This is a genomic window from Streptomyces coeruleorubidus (assembly GCF_008705135.1).
Taxonomy (GTDB): Bacteria; Actinomycetota; Actinomycetes; order Streptomycetales; family Streptomycetaceae; genus Streptomyces; species Streptomyces coeruleofuscus.
The window spans coordinates 8,735,243-8,757,248 of sequence record NZ_CP023694.1; the positions used below are offsets into that span (position 1 = coordinate 8,735,243).

20 protein-coding genes and 6 pseudogenes are annotated in these 22,006 nt (G+C 69.5%); 18 read left to right on the forward strand and 8 right to left on the reverse strand.

The annotated features are described in order from the left end of the window. Positions 1-63 precede the first annotated feature (63 nt). Positions 64-1,197 (reverse strand): hypothetical protein, encoded by a 1,134-nt coding sequence (locus tag CP976_RS39780; protein ID WP_167537504.1) that lies wholly within the window; start codon positions 1,195-1,197, stop codon positions 64-66. Positions 1,198-1,463: 266 nt separating this feature from the next. Between CP976_RS39780 and CP976_RS44745 the strand changes: the two are divergent. The 6 genes and pseudogenes from CP976_RS44745 to CP976_RS39810 all read left to right on the forward strand — a co-directional run. Next, a pseudogene (locus CP976_RS44745) lies at positions 1,464-1,565 on the forward strand (ribonuclease BN); the annotation flags it as partial. 208 nt (positions 1,566-1,773) lie between these two features. Next, a complete protein-coding gene (locus tag CP976_RS39790; protein ID WP_150484707.1) occupies positions 1,774-2,829 on the forward strand; it encodes a YihY/virulence factor BrkB family protein in 1,056 nt (351 codons plus the stop codon). A 57-nt stretch (positions 2,830-2,886) separates the two neighbouring features. After that, positions 2,887-3,432: a phosphatase PAP2 family protein gene (locus CP976_RS39795; protein ID WP_150484708.1), complete on the forward strand. Its 546-nt coding sequence runs from the start codon at positions 2,887-2,889 to the stop codon at positions 3,430-3,432. Between the two features lie 71 nt (positions 3,433-3,503). Next, a pseudogene (locus CP976_RS39800) lies at positions 3,504-3,815 on the forward strand (phage holin family protein); the annotation flags it as partial. Next, on the forward strand, positions 3,812-4,291 hold the full coding sequence (locus tag CP976_RS39805; RefSeq protein WP_150484710.1) for a DUF3618 domain-containing protein: 480 nt from the start codon (positions 3,812-3,814) through the stop codon (positions 4,289-4,291). The pseudogene CP976_RS39800 and the gene CP976_RS39805, both read left to right, overlap by 4 nt. A gap of 241 nt (positions 4,292-4,532) precedes the next feature. Continuing rightward, the gene (locus CP976_RS39810) at positions 4,533-4,694 is read left to right on the forward strand and encodes a hypothetical protein (protein WP_229876362.1); all 162 of its coding nucleotides are present in this window, start codon (positions 4,533-4,535) and stop codon (positions 4,692-4,694) included. Positions 4,695-5,227: 533 nt separating this feature from the next. On the opposite strand, the gene CP976_RS39815 is transcribed toward CP976_RS39810, so the two are convergent. The 4 genes from CP976_RS39815 to CP976_RS39830 form a co-directional block, all read right to left on the reverse strand. Continuing rightward, complete coding sequence (locus CP976_RS39815) at positions 5,228-6,055, reverse strand: hypothetical protein (RefSeq protein ID WP_150484711.1); 828 nt, start codon at positions 6,053-6,055, stop codon at positions 5,228-5,230. A 13-nt stretch (positions 6,056-6,068) separates the two neighbouring features. Continuing rightward, positions 6,069-7,082, reverse strand: a complete 1,014-nt coding sequence (locus CP976_RS39820; protein WP_150484712.1) for a DUF6236 family protein — start codon at positions 7,080-7,082, stop codon at positions 6,069-6,071. A gap of 118 nt (positions 7,083-7,200) precedes the next feature. Then, positions 7,201-8,910, reverse strand: coding sequence for an MFS transporter (locus CP976_RS39825; protein WP_150484713.1), 1,710 nt, complete (start codon positions 8,908-8,910; stop codon positions 7,201-7,203). A 378-nt stretch (positions 8,911-9,288) separates the two neighbouring features. Continuing rightward, positions 9,289-9,912: a TetR/AcrR family transcriptional regulator gene (locus tag CP976_RS39830; RefSeq protein ID WP_150484714.1), complete on the reverse strand. Its 624-nt coding sequence runs from the start codon at positions 9,910-9,912 to the stop codon at positions 9,289-9,291. Between the two features lie 404 nt (positions 9,913-10,316). Here CP976_RS39830 and CP976_RS39835 point away from each other — a divergent pair, with 404 nt between their 5' ends. Together CP976_RS39835 and CP976_RS43135 are read left to right on the forward strand one after the other, a co-directional pair. After that, positions 10,317-12,275 carry an APC family permease gene (locus tag CP976_RS39835; RefSeq protein WP_373304922.1) on the forward strand — a complete coding sequence of 653 codons (1,959 nt, stop codon included), beginning with the start codon at positions 10,317-10,319 and terminating at the stop codon, positions 12,273-12,275. A gap of 58 nt (positions 12,276-12,333) precedes the next feature. Further along, on the forward strand, positions 12,334-12,507 hold the full coding sequence (locus CP976_RS43135; protein WP_167537505.1) for a hypothetical protein: 174 nt from the start codon (positions 12,334-12,336) through the stop codon (positions 12,505-12,507). A gap of 181 nt (positions 12,508-12,688) precedes the next feature. Here the strand turns inward: CP976_RS43135 and CP976_RS39840 are convergent. Beyond that, positions 12,689-12,937, reverse strand: a pseudogene (locus tag CP976_RS39840) (serine hydrolase); the annotation flags it as partial. 39 nt (positions 12,938-12,976) lie between these two features. Here CP976_RS39840 and CP976_RS39845 point away from each other — a divergent pair. After that, on the forward strand, positions 12,977-13,606 hold the full coding sequence (locus tag CP976_RS39845; RefSeq protein WP_150484716.1) for a hypothetical protein: 630 nt from the start codon (positions 12,977-12,979) through the stop codon (positions 13,604-13,606). 31 nt (positions 13,607-13,637) lie between these two features. Here the strand turns inward: CP976_RS39845 and CP976_RS39850 are convergent. Continuing rightward, a pseudogene (locus CP976_RS39850) lies at positions 13,638-13,757 on the reverse strand (IS110 family transposase); the annotation flags it as partial. Positions 13,758-13,955: 198 nt separating this feature from the next. Then, positions 13,956-14,150 (reverse strand): hypothetical protein, encoded by a 195-nt coding sequence (locus CP976_RS39855; protein ID WP_150484717.1) that lies wholly within the window; start codon positions 14,148-14,150, stop codon positions 13,956-13,958. Between CP976_RS39855 and CP976_RS39860 the strand changes: the two are divergent. From CP976_RS39860 to CP976_RS39905, 9 genes and pseudogenes are all read left to right on the forward strand, one after another. Continuing rightward, a pseudogene (locus CP976_RS39860) lies at positions 14,082-14,927 on the forward strand (amino acid permease); the annotation flags it as partial. The gene CP976_RS39855 and the pseudogene CP976_RS39860 sit on opposite strands and share 69 nt — an antisense overlap. A 213-nt stretch (positions 14,928-15,140) precedes the next feature. Further along, on the forward strand, positions 15,141-15,230 hold the full coding sequence (gene kdpF / locus CP976_RS39870) for a K(+)-transporting ATPase subunit F (protein ID WP_150484718.1): 90 nt from the start codon (positions 15,141-15,143) through the stop codon (positions 15,228-15,230). Between the two features lie 6 nt (positions 15,231-15,236). Then, positions 15,237-16,901 carry a potassium-transporting ATPase subunit KdpA gene (gene kdpA, locus CP976_RS39875; RefSeq protein ID WP_150484719.1) on the forward strand — a complete coding sequence of 555 codons (1,665 nt, stop codon included), beginning with the start codon at positions 15,237-15,239 and terminating at the stop codon, positions 16,899-16,901. Then, positions 16,898-19,024, forward strand: a complete 2,127-nt coding sequence (kdpB, locus tag CP976_RS39880) for a potassium-transporting ATPase subunit KdpB (RefSeq protein ID WP_150484720.1) — start codon at positions 16,898-16,900, stop codon at positions 19,022-19,024. The genes kdpA and kdpB overlap by 4 nt, the downstream gene beginning before the upstream one ends. Positions 19,025-19,050: 26 nt before the next feature. Then, positions 19,051-19,683 (forward strand): potassium-transporting ATPase subunit C, encoded by a 633-nt coding sequence (locus CP976_RS39885; protein ID WP_150484721.1) that lies wholly within the window; start codon positions 19,051-19,053, stop codon positions 19,681-19,683. 95 nt (positions 19,684-19,778) lie between these two features. Beyond that, positions 19,779-19,973, forward strand: a pseudogene (locus tag CP976_RS39890) (response regulator); the annotation flags it as partial. Positions 19,974-20,170: 197 nt separating this feature from the next. After that, on the forward strand, positions 20,171-20,575 hold the full coding sequence (locus CP976_RS39895) for a hypothetical protein (protein ID WP_150484722.1): 405 nt from the start codon (positions 20,171-20,173) through the stop codon (positions 20,573-20,575). After that, positions 20,572-21,399 carry a hypothetical protein gene (locus tag CP976_RS39900; protein WP_150484723.1) on the forward strand — a complete coding sequence of 276 codons (828 nt, stop codon included), beginning with the start codon at positions 20,572-20,574 and terminating at the stop codon, positions 21,397-21,399. Before CP976_RS39895 ends, CP976_RS39900 begins: the two co-directional genes overlap by 4 nt. 38 nt (positions 21,400-21,437) lie before the next feature. Continuing rightward, positions 21,438-21,959: a roadblock/LC7 domain-containing protein gene (locus CP976_RS39905; RefSeq protein ID WP_150484724.1), complete on the forward strand. Its 522-nt coding sequence runs from the start codon at positions 21,438-21,440 to the stop codon at positions 21,957-21,959. Positions 21,960-22,006: the final 47 nt, after the last annotated feature.

Consider the following 22,006-nt stretch of genomic DNA (forward strand, 5'->3'; position numbering starts at 1 on the left):
CTGCCGTACGGACCGCGTATCCACCAGACCACGACTGACACGTGCGCCCCGCCAGGACGAGCTCTAGGGCTCGTCCTGGGACGGGGCCACGGGACGCTGGGTCCTGCCTTTGAAGCGTTCGAACGTGCGTGTGAGCTGTTGCAGTGGAGACGCTACGGGAGTGTCGGAGGGCCGCTGCCGCTCGGGAGCGGCCTCGGCGGACTCCTGGTAGGCGACCAGAGCCTCGTGGGCGCGTTCGGCCGCCTCCCGGTACAGGTCACGTGACTTCGTCATGGCCTCGAGCGCCTCGGCGTACATGGCCACCAACCCGCGCTGTCGCTCCAGCTCCTCCTCGACGGTCAGCAGGTGCCAGTCCTCCCGCAGCGCGGTGAGGGCGTCCTCGGCGCCGTCGGGCAGCGGTCTCGGCAGCGCGGCGTACCGCCTCACCGCGTCGACGAGGTCGGTGGGTTCCGAGCCGTCGAGGAAGACCGCGCGGACGGAGAAGTCCTCGGCCTCGTAACCGTCCGGCGCGGGGCGGCCGGGCAGCACCGCGGCACCGCCGCGCGGCACCTGGACCCCCAGGTCGCGCAGGGCCCAGTTGAGGCCCCGGTGCTGCTGGGGCGCGGCGCGGTGCTCCACCACATGGTGCCGCAGGCCCGGCGGGAGCCACCGCGCCACCGGCAACCGGCCTCGCTCGTCCGTGGTCATCGCCTCGTGGACGACCACATGGATGTGCCACCCGCCGCGCCCCGCGTTCCTGAACAGGCGCCGCGTCTCCTTGTCGTCGTGGGGGAGCGGGTTGATCTTCCGCAGGGACAGCTCCGCGGCGCCGTCCCGGTCCCAGGCGATGTCCGGCTCCTCCGGCCAGAACAGCGCGGCGGGCGACGGCCAGTCGTCGTTCCACGGCTGCTCGGCCTCCGCGACCAGCATCCACTCCTGCCCGCCGTCCGGCCCGGGCGTCACGCCGATCCGGGCCCGCACGGGCACCGTCTCGTCGACCCGCCAGCGGGCTTCGAAGACCCGCTCCGCCGGGGCGGCCTCGGCCCCGGCCTCGCTCTCGACCTCGGGCAACTCCAGAAAGTCGTCGATGGCCCGACTTCGCTTGCGCTCCTCCAGTGAGCGCCGGAGCACGTCTACCGCGGCGCCTTCGGCATGGCGGCCGCGAGCCAGCCACACCGTGGTGGGAGTCATGGGGCGGACGGAGGAGGAGGTCGGCATGGGTCCAACTGTGAACGGGGGCAGATGCGCCTGTCAGTATCGTCGCCGCAGGCCGACGGGCATAACCCGGGGTCACACACGGGGCAGCGCCCTGCGGCGCACGGTGGCGCCAGGGGGCAGTACCGGGTGCGCGGAGGCGCGCGGCGCGCACGGGGTGTGAGCGCCGCGCGCACACCGGCGGATCACACTCGTGGCCCCACCGGCACCCGGTCCCGACAATGGTCCGCACGAGCAGGGCCCGCCCACCATCCGCATCGGGGCGGGTCCTGCTTGCTTGGATCTCGCTGCTGGGGATCGTCGGCCGGTCGGCGACGCAGCAGGTGGTGGACAACATCCAGAAGCTCGCTCCCGGCGCGGCACCGAACGTGAAGGTCCGTGGCTTCTGCTGGATCACGCCGGGCAGGGAGATGAACCGTCAGCGTGCTCTCGGGGGCGGGCACCCGGCCGAGGACGATCGCCGCCGCTCTGCGTCCTGAGCGACGCGCAAATACCTCGGCAACTCGCTGACTTGACCGATCCGGACGGATGCAGGGCGTGGGTGGGTATGCCGAGTGCGCGCCCGGATACCCGCCCGTCATGGCACGGAACGTCACGACGCGGAAGCTGGGCCGGTACGACGCGACCGGCCAGGACACCGAGCCCGGGCGCGAGGGGGGTGCGGGGCCGGACGAGCAGGTGGAGCGGCGGGCCCCGGACGAGCCGACGCAGTTGCCCGGGCGCTCCTGGCGGGCGGTGCTGAAAGGCACCGTCAAGGAGTTCAAGGACGATGAACTGGCCGACCGGGCCGCGGCGCTGACCTACTACGGGGTTCTCTCCCTCTTCCCGGCGCTGCTGGTGCTCGTGTCGCTGCTCGGGATCGCCGGCCAGTCGGCGACGCAGCAAGTGCTGGACAACCTGCAGAAACTCACCCCTGGATCGGCCCGCGACGTCATCCGCGATGCCGTGACGCAGCTGCAGGGCAACGCTGGTATCGGCTCGGTGGTGGCGATCGTGGGTCTAGTGGTGGCGGTGTGGTCGGCATCCGGCTACGTCGCGGCCTTCATCCGTACGGCCAACGCCGTGTACGACACGCCGGAGGGACGGCCGGTGTGGAAGGTGCTGCCCGTGCGGCTGGGAGTGACGGTGGCGCTGCTGGTGCTGGCGGTGGTCAGCGCTCTGATCGTGGTGTTCACCGGTGGCCTGGCACAGCAGGCAGGTGCGGTTCTGGGGGTCGGGGACACGGCGCTGACCGTGTGGTCCATCGCGAAGTGGCCGGTCCTGGTCGTGCTGGTCACGATCATGATTGCGATCATGTTCTGGGCAACACCGAACGTGAAGGGCCGCGGCTTCAGGTGGGTCACGCCGGGCAGTTTCCTGGCCCTGGTGATCTGGGCGATCGCGTCGGCCGGATTCGCGTTCTACGTGGCCAACTTCGCTTCCTACAACAAGACCTACGGCACCCTCGCCGGGGTGATCGTCTTCCTGGTGTGGCTGTGGATCAGCAACATCGCGGTCCTGCTCGGCCTGGAGTTCGACGCGGAGATGGCCCGCCAGCGTGCCGTCGCCGGCGGTCTGCCCGAGGATGAAGAGCCCTATGTCCCGCCCCGCGACACCCGTGCGTGGAGCGAGGAAGACCGGCGCCGTCTCGAATGAGGTCAGGTTTCCGCCGAGGGCGAGTTAGGCGCTGCTCGGAGAGGGAAGTCGCAGGTCATGGGAGTGCTGACGGATCTTCGTGAGCGAGATCACCGGGTGACGCGGTGGGTGGCGTCGTGGCGGTCGGGCTGCGTTCGGCGGGTCCTGCCGGCGGTGGAGGAGACGGCCGAGCACACCAAGCTGTGGTGGGGCGCCGCCGTCGCCCTGTCCGCCACCGGGTGGCGGGGGCGCAGGGCCGCGACCGTCGGCCTGGCGAGCATGGCCATGGCGGAACTGGCCTCGAACTGCGTACTCAAGCGCGTGTGGCATCGGCGTCGGCCGCCGAAGGAGTGGATCTCGCACGAGGATGTCCATGAGCGACCCGACTCTTCGTCCTTCCCCTCCGGGCACACCGCCGCGGGGGTGGCGTTCAGTGCCGCCGTGGCAGCGGTGTGGCCGTGGGTGGGCGCGGTTTGTGCGGTGCCGGCCGTCATGGTGGCCGCCGAACGCGTGCACACGGGTGCCCATTACCCCTCCGACGTCGCGGTCGGTGCCACGACCGGTCTGGCCGCGGCGGCCTTGGTCCGTCGTGTCCCCCGCCTGGCACGCCGACTGCTGCGCTGACGGGCACGAGCCACCCGATTGCCGGAGATCCGCTGGATGGCGTACTCGCGTCCGGGTACCCGGGAGACGGGCTGGCCCAGGCGGACATGAAGGAGAAGGGGAAGCGCTACGGCAAGGGCGGGGCCTTTTCGGCGGTCGGTCTGGTCGGCTTCCTGACGCTGCAGGCCCTGGCCGCCACCGCCATCGCAGCCCTGGCTGTCCCCCTCCCGGTGTGGGCCGCGGCCCTGATCGTCAGAAACCCTCGGCGTGATCACCGCCGTGCCGGCGTTGACGGGCACGAAGGAGGTCACCAGGCCGCTTCACCGGCACCCGAGCAGACCATCGAGACCATCGACAGCGTCAAGGCCGACTTGGCCGAGATCAAGGAGAGTGCACAGCGATGACCCAGCCGCCTCACGACGAGCCCACCGCCTCGAGCCCCGAGCAGTTGCAGGAGCAGGTCGAGCAGACCCGCCAGGAACTCGGGGAGACCGTCGAGGAACTGGCTGTCAAAACGGATGTCAAGGCCCGTACACAGGAGAAGGCGACCGCTGTGAAGAAGCAGGTGGGCGTGCTGACGGAGCAGGCGGGCGCCAAGGCCGCGGAGTTGACCGGGCAGGTCAAGGTGAAGGCCGCCGAGGCTACGCACCTGGTGCAGGACAAGCTGCCCGACCCGGTCAAGGACAAGGCCACGGCAGCCGCCGAGCAGGTGAAAGCCAAGGCCGGACAGGCCGGTCAGGTGTGGCAGGACAAGGCACCCGAACCGGTCCGCGCCAAGGCGCAGCAAGGTGCCCGGGCCGCCCGCGCCAACGGCACCGTACTGATAGCCATCGGCAGCGTGGCCGTGGCCGCGTGGCTGCTGCGCCGAGGCAGGAGGTAGCAGTGAAGGCATCCAAAGTCGCCTGCAAGCCAGTCGGCCTGGCGTTCGGCGTGGCTCAGCGGCGTGCCCGCCGACGGGCTGTTCGGCCAAAGCCGGCCGTCGACCGGGCGGGAGCCGTCGGCACCCGTAGCCTGACCGGAACCCGGCCCGGCTGATCCACCTTCTACCGGCGGCGCCCCGCCCTTCCGGGCGTGGGCGCCGGGGCGAGGCCCGCTCGGGGCCCGGGCCGGTGAGCCGAGTCGTGGACCGTCTGTGTCCGCTGTTGGCATGGACGACAACGCCACCTGCTGATCGCGTCGGCCGGCACGGCTTGGAGATCGTCAAGGCCGTCACCCAGAACCTCGACATCCAGCGGGAGCCGGTCACGCCCCACGTCGACGCCACCGTTCGCGTTCTGCCGTAGCGGTCGGTCGCGCTCCCGTGCGGCGCTTCGCAGGGCGGTGACCAGCTGCCGGGAAGGCGGAGTTCGCCGTGGACTTCGCCGGGTCAGCTCCGAGTTGACCCCGACGTCAGCGGCTGTCCTCTCCAGCGGGCGGGGCCGGGGCGGTCTCGCGCACGACCACGTAGACCGCGTGCACGGTGAGTATGCGCTCGATCTCGTCGATGATCGGGCGAAGCGGATCTGAGCGGGACGAGCCAGGCAAGGCCGGCCAGCGCCGCGAAGACAAGGGACGGCAGCATCCGCGGTAGTACGTGATCGACGAAGCCGTACCCCTCGATCATGGTGGGCGTACCCCGCCGGACGAACCAGTGCTCGGTCCGGCGCAGCACCGCTTCGGACACTCTGAACGGCATGGCCGGTCGTCCCCCCGATCACTGCGTGACGGGCCCTCTGAGCAGCACACGCCGGCACAGCTCCCACAGCTCGTCCGGCACCAGCCGCTCAGCCATCCCCGGCACGAGCAGCCGCCTACCCCAGCCGGACGACATGACCTCTTAAACGTCGGACGAGCTCGCGTCCGACTCCTGAGGCTGTGGTTCCGTCCGCTCCGCTGCCGTCTGCTCCATCTGAAGGCGTCGTTGTTCCATATCGTCCGCCGTCGTCGCCGTCCGGTGGACGTCGGCGAAGGTGAGGAGGAAGGCGAGCAGTTCGTCGCGGGCGGCCAACCCCTCGGCGCCGGGGCGGGACAGGGCTTCGCGCAGAGCGTCCTGAAGGGTGTCTCGGACGTGAGGCCAGGGGCCGACGCTGGGCTGTGCACTGCTCAGGTGCCGGGAGAGGACCCCTGCCAGACGCACCGTGTCGCCGTCGAGCCAGTCAGTCCACGGGCCGATCATCGACACGGTGTGGTGGAGGGCGCTCACGGTGGCGGCGGGGAGCGTCACCCGCACCGGATCCTCGGCATCCAGCGCCTCGATCAGTGCGGTGACCGGTGTGGCCTTCTCCGGCCACGGAAGGCGGGCCTGCATCGCGTCCAGGGCCCGCCGTATCTCGCCCACCTCCGCCAAGGGCAGGGCAATGGTGAGGTTTTGCGGCGGCCCGGGCCGCTCGTGGTCCTTCTCCCGCCGGCGCGATCGTGGGTAGGAAGGCGAGCTCCAGCCCATCACGTCGAACTCGTCGCCCGCCTCGGGGGCGCGACAGGGCGCCGGTGACGTGCGGTCGTAGCCTTTCTCGGCGAGGCATCGGTCGATCTCGTCCCACGTCGGCGCGTCGTCGCCGGACGAGAGGCGCACTACCCGCCACCCCTGTGCGTAGGTGATCTGGAGGCTCCACGCACGCCCTGCCTCCAGCCGTGCCCTGCCCGGGAGTTTCGTCGCCAGCACCACGGTGATGTTCCCCTCAGGAAAGTCCGCTCTGCACCCGGTGCAGATAGCTGAAGTCGTGGTCGTCCCGGGCGCTCGCCAGCGGGCGGATCTCCCGGGTGGCCACGTTCAGGGCATAGCCCCCGATCGTGCCGAGGAACCAGCCGAGGTCCGGCAGCAACAGGGCACCGCCCGCCGCGGCGGCCAGTGCGACCGACACCGTGACCGAACGGTGAACCCAGGCCATCCGGCTGCCGCGGCGGGCCGCTCGATAGTCCTCGACCGCCTCGGAGAGTTCCGCACGCAGCTGGGTGAGGACGTCCGCCGGGTGCTCGTAGTCGCGGCGCAGATCGCCCAGCATGCGGTGCAGGGCGCGCATCAGGCGGCGTCGTTCCTCGGCGTGCTTCTCACGGAAAGTGAGGACCTCCTCGGTCGGCGTGCCCGGCGCCGGCACGGGCAGGAGCCGGCCCAGCTCCATCTCCCAGGCCAGACAGCGGGTCGGGGACACCGGACGCAGGGTGTTGCGGTACGCGTCCTCGCTGTCCGTGTACGGAAAGAGGGCGAGGTCCGTGGCGGCGGCGAGCTCGCGGGCCAGCACGCCGACGACCAGGGCCTGCACCTCCTTGGAGACGGACAGCGCTTCTCCCCGGCCCAGGGGCCCGACGTCGGTGGCCAGTCCGAGGTGAAGCAGGAGCCGCTCCAACTCGAAAGTGATCTTTGACGTGTGGAGGACCGCTTCGGGCGGCGAGGTGGGTCTGGGCGGATCCGGGCGAGCCGCTATACGCCGGAGCTCTCGGGTAAGGACTGACCAGCTCTGGGCTCTGCTGTACGCGGGCCCGTGGACGGTCAGGACCTCGAGCGTCTCACGGGTGAATGTGAGCGGCCGGTACAGCTCACGCTCTTCCAGCCGTCGCAGTTCGGCACCGACGAGCGCCTCATACACCCGCGGGTCGCGGGGCACGACCGAGGCGAGACCGTCCCAGTAGAGCAGGGCCTGGTGGACGACCTCGGTGGGCGGATTCACCTTCGGGTAATACAGCAACACGCCCATGAAGCCCCCCGTGCCCCAGCTACGACAACCAGACCAACGATAGCGAGGCGCTCGGGTGTTGGCGGCCCCGCGTCCGTGCGCTGTAGACCGGGGAAGTCCGGCTCACAGCTCCACGTGATCACCGACCCGTGAACTCCGCTGCCTTCTCCGAGGCGACCGAGGTCCTGGCCCCTTCCACGGGCTTGGACCCGCTCTCCGCCCCGGTCTCCGCAGTGCGGCCATTGCCGGGGAGCAAGAAGGCCACGGAGACCGTCCCCATCCCCAGGATCGCCGCGCCCACCAGGCTGGTGTGAGCCACTGCGTCCGCGAAGGAGGAGCCGACCGCGTCCGCCATCTGCCGGGCGTCGTTGGCGAGTTGACCGGCCTGCTCCTTGAGCTGCGCGGCCTGCTGCGGGTCGGTCGTCCGCGCCGCCTGCTCGGCGAGCTGCCGTGCCTGGTCACCGATCCCCTGGGCGACCCCGTACCCGGCGGCGACCGAGTCCTGCGCCTGGCTCAGCGCGTCGGCCGGGAGTTTGCTGTCCGCTGTCGCATCCGACAGACCTGACGAGTACGAGGTCGACAGCAGCGAACCGAGTATGGCGATGCCGATCGCCCCGCCCAGTTCCTGCGAGGTGTCGTTGACCGCGCTGCCCACGCCCAGCTCTTCCTCTGGGAACGCGCACATGATCGCGTCCGTGCAGGGCGAGAGCGCCAGGCCGATGCCGAGCCCGAGCGCGAGGAGGGGTGCCACGAAATCACCGTACGACGACGACTTGTCGACCTGGGTGAGCAGCGCGAGAGCCGTCGTGCCGCCGGCCATCCCCGCGATGATCGTCGCCTTCATGCCGATGCGCGGGGTGAGGTAGCCGGTCAGCACGGAGCCGGCGAAGACCGCGCCGGCGAGCGGCAGCATGCGTATGCCTGTCTCCAACGCGTCGTATCGCAGGACGAACTGGAGGTGCTGGGTGAGGTAATAGAAGGCGCCGAAGACCGCGAGGAGGAACAGTACGACGGCGATGTTGGCACCCGTGAACGCGCGGTTCGCGAAGCGGCGCGGGTCGAGGAGGGGGTGAGGGTGGTGCAGCTCCCAGAGGACGAACGCCACGAGCCCGACGACCCCGATGACCGCGCCCGTGACCGCCTTGGCGTCCCAGCCGTGCGGGGCCTCGATGAGCGTGAAGACCAGCGCGGCGATCCACACCACCGACAGCAGTCCACCGGCGTAGTCGATCCGCGGCGCGTGCGTGGCCTTGGACGGCGGTACCAGGACGAAGGCGCCGACGATGGCGAGGGCGATCACGGGAACGTTGATCAGGAAGGTGGACTGCCAGCTGGAGCTCTCCAGCAGCATGCCCGCGATCAGCGGTCCGGCGGCGATGGCGAAACCGGCGGTGCCCGCCCACAAGGTGATCGCCTTGGTCCGCTCGGCGCGCGGGAAGGTCGCGGCGAGCAGAGAGAGCGTGGCGGGCATGATGAGCGCCGCGCCGACACCCATCACGGCACGTGCCGCGACGACCCCCACCGCGCTGTCGACGAGTGAACCCCATATCGCTCCGCCGCCGAACAGGACGAGCCCGAGAACGAGCGCGCCGCGCCGGCTGTACTTGTCGCCGATCGCGGCGAACAGCAGCATCAGGGCGGCGTACGGGATGGTGTAGCCGTCTATGACCCACTGCAGGTCGGTGCTGGACAGGCCGAGGTCCTGAGTCATGGAGGGAGCCGCGACCGTGAGGGCGGTGTTGGCCATCACGATCATCAGCAGGCTCAGACAGAGCACCAGCAGAGCCCACCAGCGCCGGGCGTAGGGCCGGTCCATCCTCTCGACCGGTTCTTTCATGAACACACGCATGGTGAGTCGGTCCTTCCGTGAAGGGGATCCGCGCAACGCCCCGTGAGCAGGGGTGGGCGCACGGAGCGACAGCGATGCAGCAGCTTCCGTTCGACGGACTTTATCACTCGACAAAGTCGAAGGATCGAGTCTTGTGCCGCGGGGCTGTTGCGAGATGGGTCGCCGGTAGCGTGTCGCCGCCGCGGTCAGGATCCCCGCCGCCTCATCCGGGAAGCCGTCGTCCGGCTTGCCAGTGGGGAAGAGCCACTGCCCATGCCCGCACACTCGATGAGAGATGGAGCGAATGCACAGATGGCATTGGCATCGACCAGGTCGATGCCAATGCCATCTGTGTGTGGTTCGCCCGTCCTGCGGGCGCTACGGGATACGGAAACGGTGTCAGTTCGCAGGTACGGGCACCAGATCCAGGCGACCGCCCGCCATCGCCATCACGGCGGACACGAACGCTTGGAGGCAGGCGTGCTCGGCCTCCTCGTCGGGGTGCGCGAGACGTTGCATCGTGAGCCCGTCGAAGCCGGCGAGGAAGAATCGCGCGATCGTCTCCGCAGGCTGGGCGAGAGGCCGGCCGGTACGCTCGGCCGCCTCGGCCACCAGTCTCGCCGTCACCTCGGTCACGCTCCGGTTGTGACTCTCGAGGGCTTCGCTCAGGGCGGGGGAGCGGAGCGCGAACAGAGTCAGTTCGGAAAGGAGCTGATGGCTGGCGGGCTGCTCGCGGACCGTCTGCCACAGGGCGGCAGCCAGCGTGCTGACTGTCTCCTCGAACCCCGCGCCGACCGGGGCGGCTCGCTCGACCTGCGCGATCAGATCCTGGGTGAGCTGCTCCATGACGGCTCGGTACAGCTCCTCCTTCGTGCCGAAGGTGTAGTGCACCGTGGCCTGGGCCACTCCCAGCTCGGCGGCGATGGCACGAGTGCTTCCGGCCGCGACCCCTTCCCTCGCCATGTAGTCGATGGCCGCTTTGATCAGCTGAGGGCGGCGCTCGGCCGCGGGAACGTGAGCCATAGCCGCATCATACCGACTGAGTCTTATGAACAAGTCGTTCGATGACGTCGTTCTGTGCATCGGCCGCTGTCCGTGCCGTCTGGCTGCTGGGGTCCGGTCTGTGGCCGTGAAGGTCGGTTCCCGCCTGAGGGGCCGGCAGTCGGCACATGGAGCGGCACACCGCGCCCGGGGGTATCTGGTCCACACTGGGTGCCTTCCCGTCCGATGGACGCTCGGTCAGCGCCACAGTCAGCACGTAAGTTCCATCACTGGCTGGCTCATACGTGCCTCGGCGCTGGGTGGCGGCCGGGAGGCCGCATACTCGGTGATCGTTGCAGTTCCGTCAGGGCGATGGCTGCTGCGGCCGACTCGGTGGTCAGACAGGGAAGGGCATAGGGGACATGAGTGGTGCCAACCGGCCGATAATGCCGGAGTCGGTGGACAGTCCAGCTCTGCGGACACCGCCGACAGGCAAGGCGGCGCGGTGGCTGCTGCGTCACCGGGTGCAGCCGGTGGGGCCGGCGGCCGGAGAGAGTCATGCCGAGCAGCATGCCTGGTGGAAGGTGATGTGCCTGACCGGCGTCGACTACTTCTCCAGTCTGGCCTATGTGCCGGCGATCGCCGCTCTGGCCGCCGGGGCCGTCTCTCCTCTGGCGACGCTGCTGATCGTGGCGTTGACGCTGCTGGGGATGCTGCCGATGTACCGGAAGGTGGCCAAGGAGAGCCCGCACGGCGCGGGGTCGGTCGCCATGCTGGAGGATCTGCTGCCGTTCTGGTGGGGCAAGCTGTTCGTTCTGGTCCTGCTCGGGTTCGTGGCCACCTCGTGGATCATCACCATCACGTTGTCCACGGCGGACGCCTCCGTACATGTGGTGGAGAACCCCTTCTTCCCCTCCGCACTCCACGGCCACGAGGTCGCCCTGACCGTGGGGCTGCTGCTGGTCCTGGGAGGCGTTTTCCTGCTCGGGTTCAGTGAGGCGGTCAGTGTCGCCATCCCGCTGGTCGCCGTCTTCCTGGCGCTCAACGCGGTCGTCATCGGAGTCGGCCTGGTCCACGTCTTCACGACGGACGGCGCGCTGACGGCCTGGACCGACGCGCTCGTCGACGGCGGAGGCGGCTTCGGCGACCTTGCCGGTCCGGCGCTGCTGGCCTTCCCGCTGCTGGTGCTGGGCCTGTCGGGTTTCGAGACCGGTGTGAGCATGATGCCGCTCGTGGCGGCCGACGGTGCCGACGCCGAGCAGCGGCTGCGCTCGCGGATCCGCAACGCCCGCCGCCTTCTGACCACCGCTGCTGTGATCATGAGCGTCTACTTGCTGGCCGCCAGCTTCGTGACCACCGTCCTCATTCCGGAGAAGGAGTTCGAGCCCGGTGGTGCGGCCAACGGCCGGGCGCTGGCCTGGCTGGCGCACGAGCATGTCAGTGAGGCGTTCGGCACCGCCTACGACATCAGCACCATCCTCATCCTGTGGTTCGCAGGCGCTTCCGCCATGGCTGGGCTGATCAACATCGTTCCCCGCTACCTGCCCGACTACGGCATGGCCCCCGAGTGGGGACGCGCGGTGCGTCCGGTCGTCATCGTCTACACCGCGCTCTGCATCCTGATCACCATTGCCTTCGACGCCGACGTCGACGCCCAGGCCGGTGCCTACGCCACCGGGATCCTGGCCATGATGGTCTCCGGAGCCTTCGCCGTAACCGTCTTCATGGCCCGCAACCGTCGCCGCGCGAGTACGGTGGGCTTCGCCCTGCTCACCGCGGTCCTGCTCTACGCCCTTTTGGCCAACATCGTCGACAAGCCCGACGGCATCGCCATCTCCGGCTTCTTCATCCTGGGCATCATCATCGTGTCGCTGATCTCCCGCGTCTCGCGCACGACCGAACTGCGCGCGGACCGCATCGTCTTCGACGAGACCGCCCGCCGGTTCATCGCCGACACCCTCGCCCACGACGAGTCCATCAACATCATCGCCAACCGCCGCCAGGCCGGCGACCTCGCCGAGTACAGCGCCAAGGAACGCGAACAACGCGGCACCAACCCGGTACCGGGCCCCGCTGACGTGCTCTTCCTGGAGATCGACGTGGTCGACCCGTCCGACTTCAGCGAAACCCTCACCGTCCACGGCGTCGAAGTCGACGGCTACCGCATCCTGCGCGCCGAGGCACCGGCCGCCCCCAACGCCATCGCCGCCATCCTCCTCGCCCTGCGCAACGCCACCGGCGTACTGCCGCACTGCTACTTCGCCTGGGCCGAAGGCAGCCCCCTGGTGCACATGATCCGCTACTTCCTCCTCGGCCGCGGTGACACGGCTCCGGTCACCCGCGAGATCATCCGCAGCAACGAACCCGACCCCGACCGCCGCCCCGGCATCCACGTCGGCGGCTGAGCCCGTCACCTTCGCCCGGAAAACGCGGCGTACCGGCGACCGAAAGGAAGTGGGCGCGATGACGGATTCCAACGATCCCTACCGCCGTCTCCGGCGCATCCAGTACGCCCTTTTCCTGCTCATGGCCGCCCTGGGAACCGCCGGAGTCCTCACCGAATCGCTGTGGCTCCTGGGGCTCGCCGCCTGGGCTCTGATTGCGGCCGGTCTCATCGAGATGATTTACCGGCCCTGAAACCCCAGCCGCCCGGGCGAACGCCGGCACAGTCACGTCAGTCAGCGCCGGTCGGCCACCTACGGCGAGCTGCTCGCCGTGTCCGTTGGGCGCAGCGACGGCCTCGCCGCCGACGTCCGGCGTCGAAGGCCGAAGCCTGGTCGAGGTGTTCTGCCAGAGCGGCCTCGACCAGGCAGGCAGGTCAGTCGTCGACTGCCTGGTAGAGGGTCGTCCAGAAGTCGTGGATGGCCCGGGCCGAATCCGGAGTGGACATCCCGGTCTGGGTGAGCAGGATGCCGACGAGCTGGTTGTCCGGGTCGGCGTACGTCGAGGTGCCGGCTCCGCCGTCCCAGCCGAACTGGCCGACGGGGGCGTAGTCGCCACGGTAGGTGCGCACCGCCATCCCGAAGCCCCAACCGCCGTGCTGCCCCTGGCCGATGTCCGTCCTGACCACCGAGCCGAATGCCGTCCCCGCCGGCGAGGAGTCTCAATGACTGAGTCAAGCCACCTGCATGGTCTATCGAAGAGCGCCGAGGCCCATGTCTTGCCTGTGCAGCTTCCGCCGCCTCGCCGTGCAAAGGCTGGTTCCGCAGTGATTTCGCCGCCGAAGATCGACGATGATCGAGCCCCTCGCACCAGACGACGACAAGAGGTGGACGACGTGGCCAGCCTGATCAGGGGCCAGGAGTATCCGGTGAATGTGGACTACAACGGATGGGCCTTGCAGGACTTCGACGACACGCAGGTTCCTGTGCTGTTCCCTGAGGGTTTCGAGAGCGGCACGTTCCTCACTGCTCACCCTGGGCGCCTTGATTTCTACAGTGCCGGGCACACCCACACTGCGTCCCTGACGGTGGAGATCTGGGACGGGGAGCCCGCAGTGCCGGCCGGAGAGTGGGACGAGACAGCCCCGGCCGGCATCGTTTGTTCTTCGGGCAAGCTGCGCGCCAGGGGGGTGGCGGCAGGACCGATGCCAGAGGCGATCGAGTTGTCGGACGGGCCGGGCGTCTGGACGGTGCGAGTGGTGTGCACCGGCCGTGAGGCGGCATCTGCGCAGACCCAGCACGGTGTGGTGCACGGAGTCGAGCGCTACAACGCACAGTTCTGGCCGAACGCCTAGATTGCTGGGGCGGCTCGCATTCGCCAGGTCCCAGTATCTCGCCGAGCGCGGTCAGGATCGCCATCTCATCGTTATCGATCTTCTTCGACCAGAGTGTCCCGCCGGTCTCGTCAACCACCGCCGCCCAGTGATGGACCTTGCCCGCGTCGATCCCACCAGGCTTGGCCGTATCGCTTACTCACTCGCCCTCCTCGTGCCACACAGTTGTGCCGTCGGCCCGAGGAACACCCCGCTGTTCGCTCCGTAAACAGCGACCGCACAACGCGCGCACATCTCAATTCAGTAGCCAGGGCGCCCCGGAGAGCCGGACGGCCACTCCTTCTAGCCACCACTGGCATGCCCTACTCGGCTACACCCGGCCCTCCCGGGCCGCACAAGACCTTACGGAGCCCCCTAATGCCGGTGAACGCCGCCGGCTGACCACCGTTACCGGGCTCGCCGCGCTGTCGCTGGACGCGATGACGTCGGTGGCGGCCGCTTCCACCTCCAGCCGGTCGAGGGCGTCACGGTCCTCGCCCAGCTCGCGGACGCCTCGCCCGGCCATAACTGGGCTTTCTACGTCATCCAGTTCGCCACCGTGATCCTTCTTGCCCTGTCAGCGAACACCTCCTTCGGCGGCCTGACGGTGCTGCTCGAGCTACTGGCCCGCGACAACTACGCGCCGCACGTGTTCGCCCTCAAGGCGGACCGGCAGGTCCACCGGCACGGTGCCCTCGCTCTGGCCATCGACTCGGCCGCGCTGCTCGTCTTCTCCGGCGGCGACACCAACACCCTCGGGCCGCTCTTCGCGATCGGCGTCTTCGTCGGCTTCACCATCGCGCAGGTGGGCATGGTGCGGCACTGGTGAGTGGAGCGGGGACGGGGATGGCGGGCGCCTGGCTGATCGTGATCACCCTGCCACTCCTCATGGTCGCCTTCGAGACCGTGCACCGCGCCTACGCCCGGATCGGCGAGCGGCTCGGCCTCGGCCGCATCCAGGAATCCCCGCACCGAAAACGCTCACTGGTGCTCGTTCCCGTCTCGTCCCTGTCCAGGCTGACCTCGGAGGCCCTCCCGGACCCTGAGGACCGGGCCCACCTGCACGCCCTGGAGCGCTCCTGGGCGGAGCGAGCGGCGCGGCCTGGGCCGTCCGATCGCCGCGTACGTCCGTGGAGTGGCCGCCGCCGTGCCGGACACGCGTGTCACCCTGCTGATCCCCGAGACCGAGCCGGAGCGGCTGTGGCAGCGGCTGCTGCAGAACCAGCGGGGCGCGGTCGTCGCGCACGCCGTGCGGCGGGAGACGGACGCGGTGATCTGTCGGCTCCGCTTCCGGCTCCTCTGAGCCGGGCCGCGTCAGAGTCCCGTCAAGGCCGTGGGTCCCGCCGTAAGAGAGCCGTCAACGGCAGACCGATCCGGCCAAAGCGGCGCTTTCCTCTGATCGTCCGTTTCACCGCACCTCACTCCAGGAGTTCGCGATGGCCGATCTGGCCTTCGTCGTCACAGTGCTCGCGGGTTTCGCGCTGGTGGCTCTCGTCGCCAAGGGGGTGACGAAGCTGTGACCACCGAGAACATCGTCGGCCTGATCGTGGCCGTCTCCCTGCTGGGCTACCTCGTCCTCGCCCTGATCTTCCCGGAGAGGTTCTGAGCCCCGATGGGTCCCGTACTTGCCGGCGTGCTCCAGCTGCTCGCGCTCATAGCCGCGCTGGCTCTCGCCTACATCCCCCTTGGCAACTACATGGCCAGGGTCTACTCCTCCGACGAGCACTGGCGCGTCGAGAAGTGGGTCTACAAGGGCATCGGTGCCAACCCCGACACCGAGATGACCTGGTCCGCGTACCTGCGCGGCGTGCTCGCTTTCTCGGCCGTCGGCGTCCTCTTCCTCTATTTGCTGATGCGGCTCCAAGGCGTCCTGCCCGGCTCGCTGGGGTTCTCTTCGGTCAACCCGGCGCAGTCGTTCAACACGGCCGTGTCGTTCGTGACCAACACCAACTGGCAGTCGTACTACGGCGAGCAGACCATGGGGCACGTCGTGCAGACCGCCGGTCTCGCCGTGCAGAACTTCGTCTCCGCGGCCGTCGGCATGGCCGTCGCCGTGGCACTGGTGCGCGGCTTCGCCCGCTCGCGCACCGGTGAGCTCGGCAACTTCTGGTCCGACCTGGTGCGCGGCACCCTGCGGATCCTGGTGCCGGCGGCGGCGATCGCCGCGATCGTGCTGGTGGCGTGCGGCGTGATCCAGAACTTCTCCGGCATCCACGAGGTCGGACAGTTCATGGGCGGCTCGCAGCAGTGGAACGGCGGCGCGGTCGCCTCGCAGGAGGCCATCAAGGAGATCGGCACCAACGGCGGCGGGTACTTCAACGCCAACTCCGCCCACCCCTTCGAGAACCCGACGCCCTTCACCAACCTCTTCGAGATCTTCCTGATCCTGGTCATCCCGTTCGCGCTGACCCGCACCTTCGGGGTCATGGTCGGCTCGGTGAAGCAGGGGTACGCGATCCTCGCCACGATGTTCACCATCTGGCTGGGCTTCGTGGCCCTGATGATGTGGACCGAGTTCGCCCACCACGGCCCGGCGCTCCAGGCCGCGGGCGGGGCGTACGAGGGCAAGGAGGTCCGCTTCGGCGTCGGCGTGTCCTCGATCTTCGCGGTGTCGACCACGCTCACCTCGACCGGCGCGGTGGACTCGTTCCACTCCTCCTTCACCGGCCTCGGCGGCGGCATCGCCATGCTCGGGATGATGCTGGGCGAGATCGCGCCCGGCGGTGTCGGCTCCGGCCTCTACGGCATGCTGGTCATGGCGGTCATCGCGGTGTTCATCGCCGGGCTGATGGTCGGCCGCACCCCCGAGTACCTGGGCAAGAAGATCGGCACCCGCGATATCAAGCTGGCCGCCTGCTACATCCTCATCACGCCGGCGCTGGTGCTCGTCTTCACCGGCGTGTCCATGGCCCTGCCGACCCCGCCGCACTCGATGCTGAATGCGGGCGCGCACGGCTTCTCCGAGGTGCTCTACGCCTTCACGTCCGCGTCGAACAACAACGGCTCGGCCTTCGCCGGGCTCAACGCGAACACCGACTGGTTCAACACCATGACCGGACTCGCGATGCTGCTGGGCCGCTTCCTGCCCATGGTGTTCGTGCTGGCGCTGGCCGGCTCCCTCGCCGAGCAGAAGCCGGTGCCCGTGACCGCGGGCACCCTGCGCACCGAGAAGCCGCTGTTCACCGGCCTGCTGGTGGGCGCGATCGTGATCATCACCGGTCTCACGTACTTCCCCGCCCTCGCGCTGGGCCCGCTCGCCGAGGGGCTGGCGTCATGACCACCCGTACAGAGAAGCAAGAGGACTCCATGTCCACCGCCACCACTCCCACCCGGGCGCCGCACCGCGATGTACCCACCGGGCACAAGGAGGGCCGGGTCGGCGCCGGCCTGTTCGACCCCAGGCAGCTGGTGAAGTCACTGCCGGACGCCTTCCGCAAGCTCGACCCGCGGGTGATGATCAAGTCGCCCGTCATGTTCGTCGTGCTGGTCGGCTCTGTGCTGACTACGGTGTTCTCCTTCAAGGACCCGGGCGACTGGTTCGGCTGGACCATCAGCGCCTGGCTCTGGCTGACCGTGATCTTCGCCAACCTGGCCGAGGCGGTCGCCGAGGGCCGCGGCAAGGCGCAGGCCGACACCCTGCGCAAAGCCAAGACCGACACCGTCGCCCGCCGTCTCGTGGGGGACGCCGAAGAGCGGGTGCCGGGTACGGAGCTGCGCGTCGGCGACCTCGTGGTGTGCGAGGCCGGGGATGTCATCCCTGGTGACGGGGACGTCGTCGAGGGCGTCGCGTCGGTCGACGAGTCGGCGATCACCGGTGAATCGGCCCCGGTCATCCGCGAGTCCGGCGGCGATCGCTCGGCCGTCACCGGCGGTACGAAGGTCCTGTCCGACCGCATCGTCATCAAGATCACGACGAAGCCGGGCGAGACCTTCATCGACCGGATGATCAATCTGGTCGAGGGCGCCGCACGGCAGAAGACGCCCAACGAGATCGCCCTGAACATCCTGCTGGCGTCGCTCACCATTGTCTTCCTGCTCGCGGTGGCCACGCTGCCGCCGTTCGCCGACTACGCGGGCACCCACCTGACCATGGTCGTGCTGATCGCCCTGCTGGTCTGCCTGATACCGACCACCATCGGCGCACTGCTGTCCGCGATCGGCATCGCCGGCATGGACCGGCTGGTGCAGCGCAACGTGCTGGCCATGTCAGGCCGGGCGGTCGAGGCCGCCGGCGACGTCTCCACCCTGCTCCTCGACAAGACCGGCACCATCACCCTCGGCAACCGGCAGGCCGCCGAGTTCGTCCCGGTCGGCGGCACGACGGAGGCGGACGTGGCGGACGCGGCCCAGCTGTCGTCACTGGCCGACGAGACGCCCGAGGGCCGTTCCATCGTCGTCCTGGCCAAGGAGAAGTACGGGCTGCGCGAGCGCCACCAGGGCGAGCTCGTGGGCGCCGAGTGGATCGAGTTCACCGCTCAGACCCGGATGTCGGGCGTCGACGTCGACGGCCGCAGGATCCGCAAGGGCGCCACGGCCTCGGTCATCGCCTGGGTCGGGGAGCAGGGCGGCACGGTCGCGGCGGACGCCGACCGGATCGCGCAGCGCGTTTCCGAGGCGGGCGGGACCCCGCTGCTGGTCGCGGTGGACGACGAGTGGGGCGCCCGCGTCCTGGGCGTCATCCACCTCAAGGACGTCGTCAAGGACGGGATGCGCGAGCGGTTCGGGGAACTGCGCCGGATGGGCATCAAGACCGTCATGATCACGGGCGACAACCCGCTGACCGCGAAGGCGATCGCCGAGGAGGCAGGCGTCGACGACTTCCTCGCCGAGGCCACCCCCGAGGACAAGATGGCCCTCATCAAACGCGAGCAGGCCGGCGGCAAGCTGGTCGCGATGACCGGCGACGGCACCAACGACGCCCCGGCCCTGGCCCAGGCCGACGTCGGCGTGGCGATGAACACGGGCACGTCGGCCGCGAAGGAGGCCGGCAACATGGTCGACCTCGACTCGAACCCGACCAAGCTCATCGAGATCGTCGAGATCGGCAAGCAACTCCTCATCACCAGAGGCGCGTTGACCACGTTCTCCATAGCCAACGACGTCGCCAAGTACTTCGCGATCATCCCGGCGCTGTTCGCGGTGGTCTACCCGGGCCTGAACAAGCTCAACATCATGGGCCTGTCCTCTCCCGACTCCGCGATCCTGTCGGCCGTGATCTTCAACGCGCTGATCATCATCGCCCTGGTGCCGCTGTCCCTGCAGGGCGTGCGGTACCGGCCCGTCAGCGCGGACCGCCTGCTGCGGCGCAACCTCACGATCTACGGGCTGGGCGGGCTGATCGCCCCGTTCATCGGCATCAAGCTCATCGACCTGCTCATCTCTCTCATTCCCGGGCTGTAACTTTTTTGAAAGCGTGGTGAAGGACCATGAACAGCTCCGTTGTGAACACTGCCCGGTTGCTCGGAGCGGGCCTGCGCGCCCTCCTCGTGCTGACCCTGGTCACCGGCGTCATCTACCCGCTCGTCGTCACCGGCATCGCCCAGGGGCTGTTCCCCGGCAGGGCGAACGGCTCCGAGATCAGGGCGGACGGCAAGGTCGTCGGCTCGTCCTTGATCGGGCAACAGGGCTACAGCCTGGACTACTTCCAGCCGCGTCCCGCGAACGGGCTCGGTGAGAACTCGGTCAACACCCAGTACAAGCTGATCCTCTCGGGCGCCACCAACCTCTCCGCCGACAACCAGGAACTCGTCAAGTCGGTGGAGGAGGCCAAGGCGAGGGTCCTCAAGGACAACTCCACCCCCGACCACAAGGTCAAGCCGTCCCAGGTCCCGGCCGACGCCGTGACGTCCTCGGGCTCGGGCCTCGACCCGGACATCTCCCCGGCCTACGCCGACCTCCAGGTCCACCGCGTCGCCGAGCGCAACGGCCTGACCGTCGCCCAGGTGCGGAAGCTCGTTTACGACCACACCGAGGGCCGCACCCTCGGCTTCATCGGCGAGCCCCGGGTCAACGTGCTGGAACTCAACATCGCGCTCAGGGCCCTCGTGGCCAAGGGCTGACGAGCTGAAGGAGCGGGAGCCGACGGAGACGAGGACCTTCCTCCTCCGCCGGCTTCCGCCACCGTGAAGTCCGTACAACAGGAGCCCACACACCCATGACCCGGGTGCTCGTCGTGGAGGACGACCCGCAGCTCGTACGGGCCCTCGTCATCAACTTGCAGGCACGTCACTACTGCGTAGGCGCCGCCCCCGACGGCGCCACGGCCCTGCGTCTCGCCGCCGCGCGTCAGCCCGACGCCGTACTGCTCGACCTCGGTCTGCCCGACATGGACGGCGTCGACATCATCAAGGCGAGCGGCGAGAGACCGAGGGAAGCCCTGTTGCCTGACGGGACAGGTCCTGCTCACTTCGGATCGATCCCGTACGCACCTGCCCGCTCCACTGCACATTCCTTTGGAAAATGCCAAAGCCTTCACCTGGGCCGAGTACTTTCCGTAGTGTCGTGCTCACGTTCGCGGGAACGGCCGTGCAGGGAGGGGGATTCGGCGTGCCCGGAATCGACGAGAGTCTGCTGGAAGCCATGCGGCTACCCGGTGCGCGAGGGGCGGCGGTGGTCGACTGGATCAGTGGTCTCGCCCTGGGCGCGGTGGGTGACGCGCCGGGCGGCGACCTGGAAGCGGCGGCCGCGGAGACCGCCGAACTCGCCCGCCTCGCCACGGAGAGCGGCGCGCTCGCCCCGGCCGGCGGCGACGTGGACGGAGCGTCCGGCAAGGAACCACCCGTACAGGACTTGATCATCACGAACACCGACTCGTACCACCTGCTGAGGTTCGTCACCACGACCTTCGACAGCACCGTGTTCCTGCACTTATGGCTCGACCGAGCCGAGGGCAACCTCGCCCTGGCCCGCATCCGGCTGGCCGAGATGGCGGACAGACTGGTGCTCGGATGATCACGCCGACCCGGACCGCACGCACGGACGAACCGGCCTCGGCCCTGCTCGGCACTCTCGCCGCGCAGGGCGCGAGCGGCGCCGTGTCCACCGAGGCGGGGATCGTCTACCTCGCCGCGGGACACGTCGTCCACGTCGAATCCGCCCTCACCCCCGACGTCGGTGATCTGCTCACGCACAGCGGCGCGCTCGCCCCGGACGGCTGGTGGCAGGCCATCGACCAGGCCGGCCGCCGTTGCCGCGTCGGCCGTCAGCTGGTGGACAGCGGCCACCTCGCCGCCGGCGCGCTCGAACTGTGCCACCTGGGCGCCCTCTTCGACGCGGCGTACTTCGTTCTCGCCCACGACGGACCGGTGCTCCGCTTCCGCCCCGGAGTCTCGCACTGGCTGGGTGCGGTCCGTGCCGTGCCGGTGGACACCGTCCTGCGAGAGTCGAGACGCCGCCGCGAACTGCTGCACCGCATATGGCCCGAAGCCACCATCGACCTCGCCCCGCTCGCCCGCGTCACCGGTACCGGCCCGGCGGATCTGCCGGCCCGCCGCAGCCGCACCCTCGCCCAGGTCGACGGCGTCCGCACCGCCGCCCAGATCGCCACCGCCCTCGCCTGCCGCACCTTCCACACCCTCGTCGAACTCCGCCGCCTGGCCGCCGCCGGGCTGGTCGTCCCCAAAGCCCCAGCCCTTGCCACTGCTCCTGTCCCTGCCCCCGCACCCGCTCCCGCCCCAGTGTCCGCCGAGCCGGGCCCCGCCCCTCGTCCCACGGCACCGGACGAGCCCGACACCGCACTGCTGCGACGGCTCCTGCACGCCTTGGAGGCACTGTGATCCGCGCGCGACGACAGCGTGCCGAAAGGAGACTGCTCATGGCCGTCGAGACCGACGTCCTCGACGAACTGCGTCGGCTGCGCACCCGCATACCCCGGCTGACCGGTTCGCTCGCGGCCACCGTCGACGGACTAGTCCTCGCCCACGACGCCCCGGACACCGAACCGGAGGGGCTCGCGGCGCTCACCGCCGCCGCCCTCGGCGTCGCCCACCGCATGACCGACGCCGCAGCGCGCGGCGACTTCCGCGAGCTGCTGGTGCGCGGCTCCGGAGGCTACGTCGCCACCTATGCGGCCGGGGCGACCGCCGTCCTGACCCTTCTCGCCGAGGACCGCGTCAACGTCGGACGCCTCCACCTGGAGGGCCGGCGCAGCGGCGCCCGGATCGCGGACCTGGTGGCCACCCACGTCGAACCGGGCACCGGCCGCCACGCCGACCGGCCCGCGCCCGCCGAACACCTCGCGGCGGCGCCCACGGTCACGACCCGCCCCATCGGCACCCTCCCGGTACGCACCCCGCAGCGGCCCACCCACCAGCCGCGCCCGCAGACCGGCATCTGACCCTTCCGCACCTCCCGAACCTCCTGACCGACCGAAGAATCCGCGAA

What these genes read in the sequence shown, in the direction of transcription:
- CP976_RS39830 (WP_150484714.1), bottom strand. Translation starts at nt 9,912, where the DNA reads ATGGCTCACGTTCCCGCGGCCGAGCGCCGCCCTCAGCTGATCAAAGCG.
- CP976_RS39790 (WP_150484707.1), top strand. Translation starts at nt 1,774, where the DNA reads ATGGCACGGAACGTCACGACGCGGAAGCTGGGCCGGTACGACGCGACC.
- CP976_RS39780 (WP_167537504.1), bottom strand. Translation starts at nt 1,197, where the DNA reads ATGCCGACCTCCTCCTCCGTCCGCCCCATGACTCCCACCACGGTGTGG.
- kdpB (WP_150484720.1), top strand. Translation starts at nt 16,898, where the DNA reads ATGACCACCCGTACAGAGAAGCAAGAGGACTCCATGTCCACCGCCACC.
- CP976_RS39885 (WP_150484721.1), top strand. Translation starts at nt 19,051, where the DNA reads ATGAACAGCTCCGTTGTGAACACTGCCCGGTTGCTCGGAGCGGGCCTG.
- CP976_RS39845 (WP_150484716.1), top strand. Translation starts at nt 12,977, where the DNA reads ATGACTGAGTCAAGCCACCTGCATGGTCTATCGAAGAGCGCCGAGGCC.
- CP976_RS39805 (WP_150484710.1), top strand. Translation starts at nt 3,812, where the DNA reads ATGACCCAGCCGCCTCACGACGAGCCCACCGCCTCGAGCCCCGAGCAG.
- kdpA (WP_150484719.1), top strand. Translation starts at nt 15,237, where the DNA reads ATGGGTCCCGTACTTGCCGGCGTGCTCCAGCTGCTCGCGCTCATAGCC.
- CP976_RS43135 (WP_167537505.1), top strand. Translation starts at nt 12,334, where the DNA reads ATGACGGATTCCAACGATCCCTACCGCCGTCTCCGGCGCATCCAGTAC.
- CP976_RS39900 (WP_150484723.1), top strand. Translation starts at nt 20,572, where the DNA reads ATGATCACGCCGACCCGGACCGCACGCACGGACGAACCGGCCTCGGCC.
- CP976_RS39855 (WP_150484717.1), bottom strand. Translation starts at nt 14,150, where the DNA reads ATGGCCGGGCGAGGCGTCCGCGAGCTGGGCGAGGACCGTGACGCCCTC.
- CP976_RS39795 (WP_150484708.1), top strand. Translation starts at nt 2,887, where the DNA reads ATGGGAGTGCTGACGGATCTTCGTGAGCGAGATCACCGGGTGACGCGG.
- CP976_RS39835 (WP_373304922.1), top strand. Translation starts at nt 10,317, where the DNA reads ATGCCGGAGTCGGTGGACAGTCCAGCTCTGCGGACACCGCCGACAGGC.
- CP976_RS39825 (WP_150484713.1), bottom strand. Translation starts at nt 8,910, where the DNA reads ATGCGTGTGTTCATGAAAGAACCGGTCGAGAGGATGGACCGGCCCTAC.
- CP976_RS39820 (WP_150484712.1), bottom strand. Translation starts at nt 7,082, where the DNA reads ATGGGCGTGTTGCTGTATTACCCGAAGGTGAATCCGCCCACCGAGGTC.
- CP976_RS39905 (WP_150484724.1), top strand. Translation starts at nt 21,438, where the DNA reads ATGGCCGTCGAGACCGACGTCCTCGACGAACTGCGTCGGCTGCGCACC.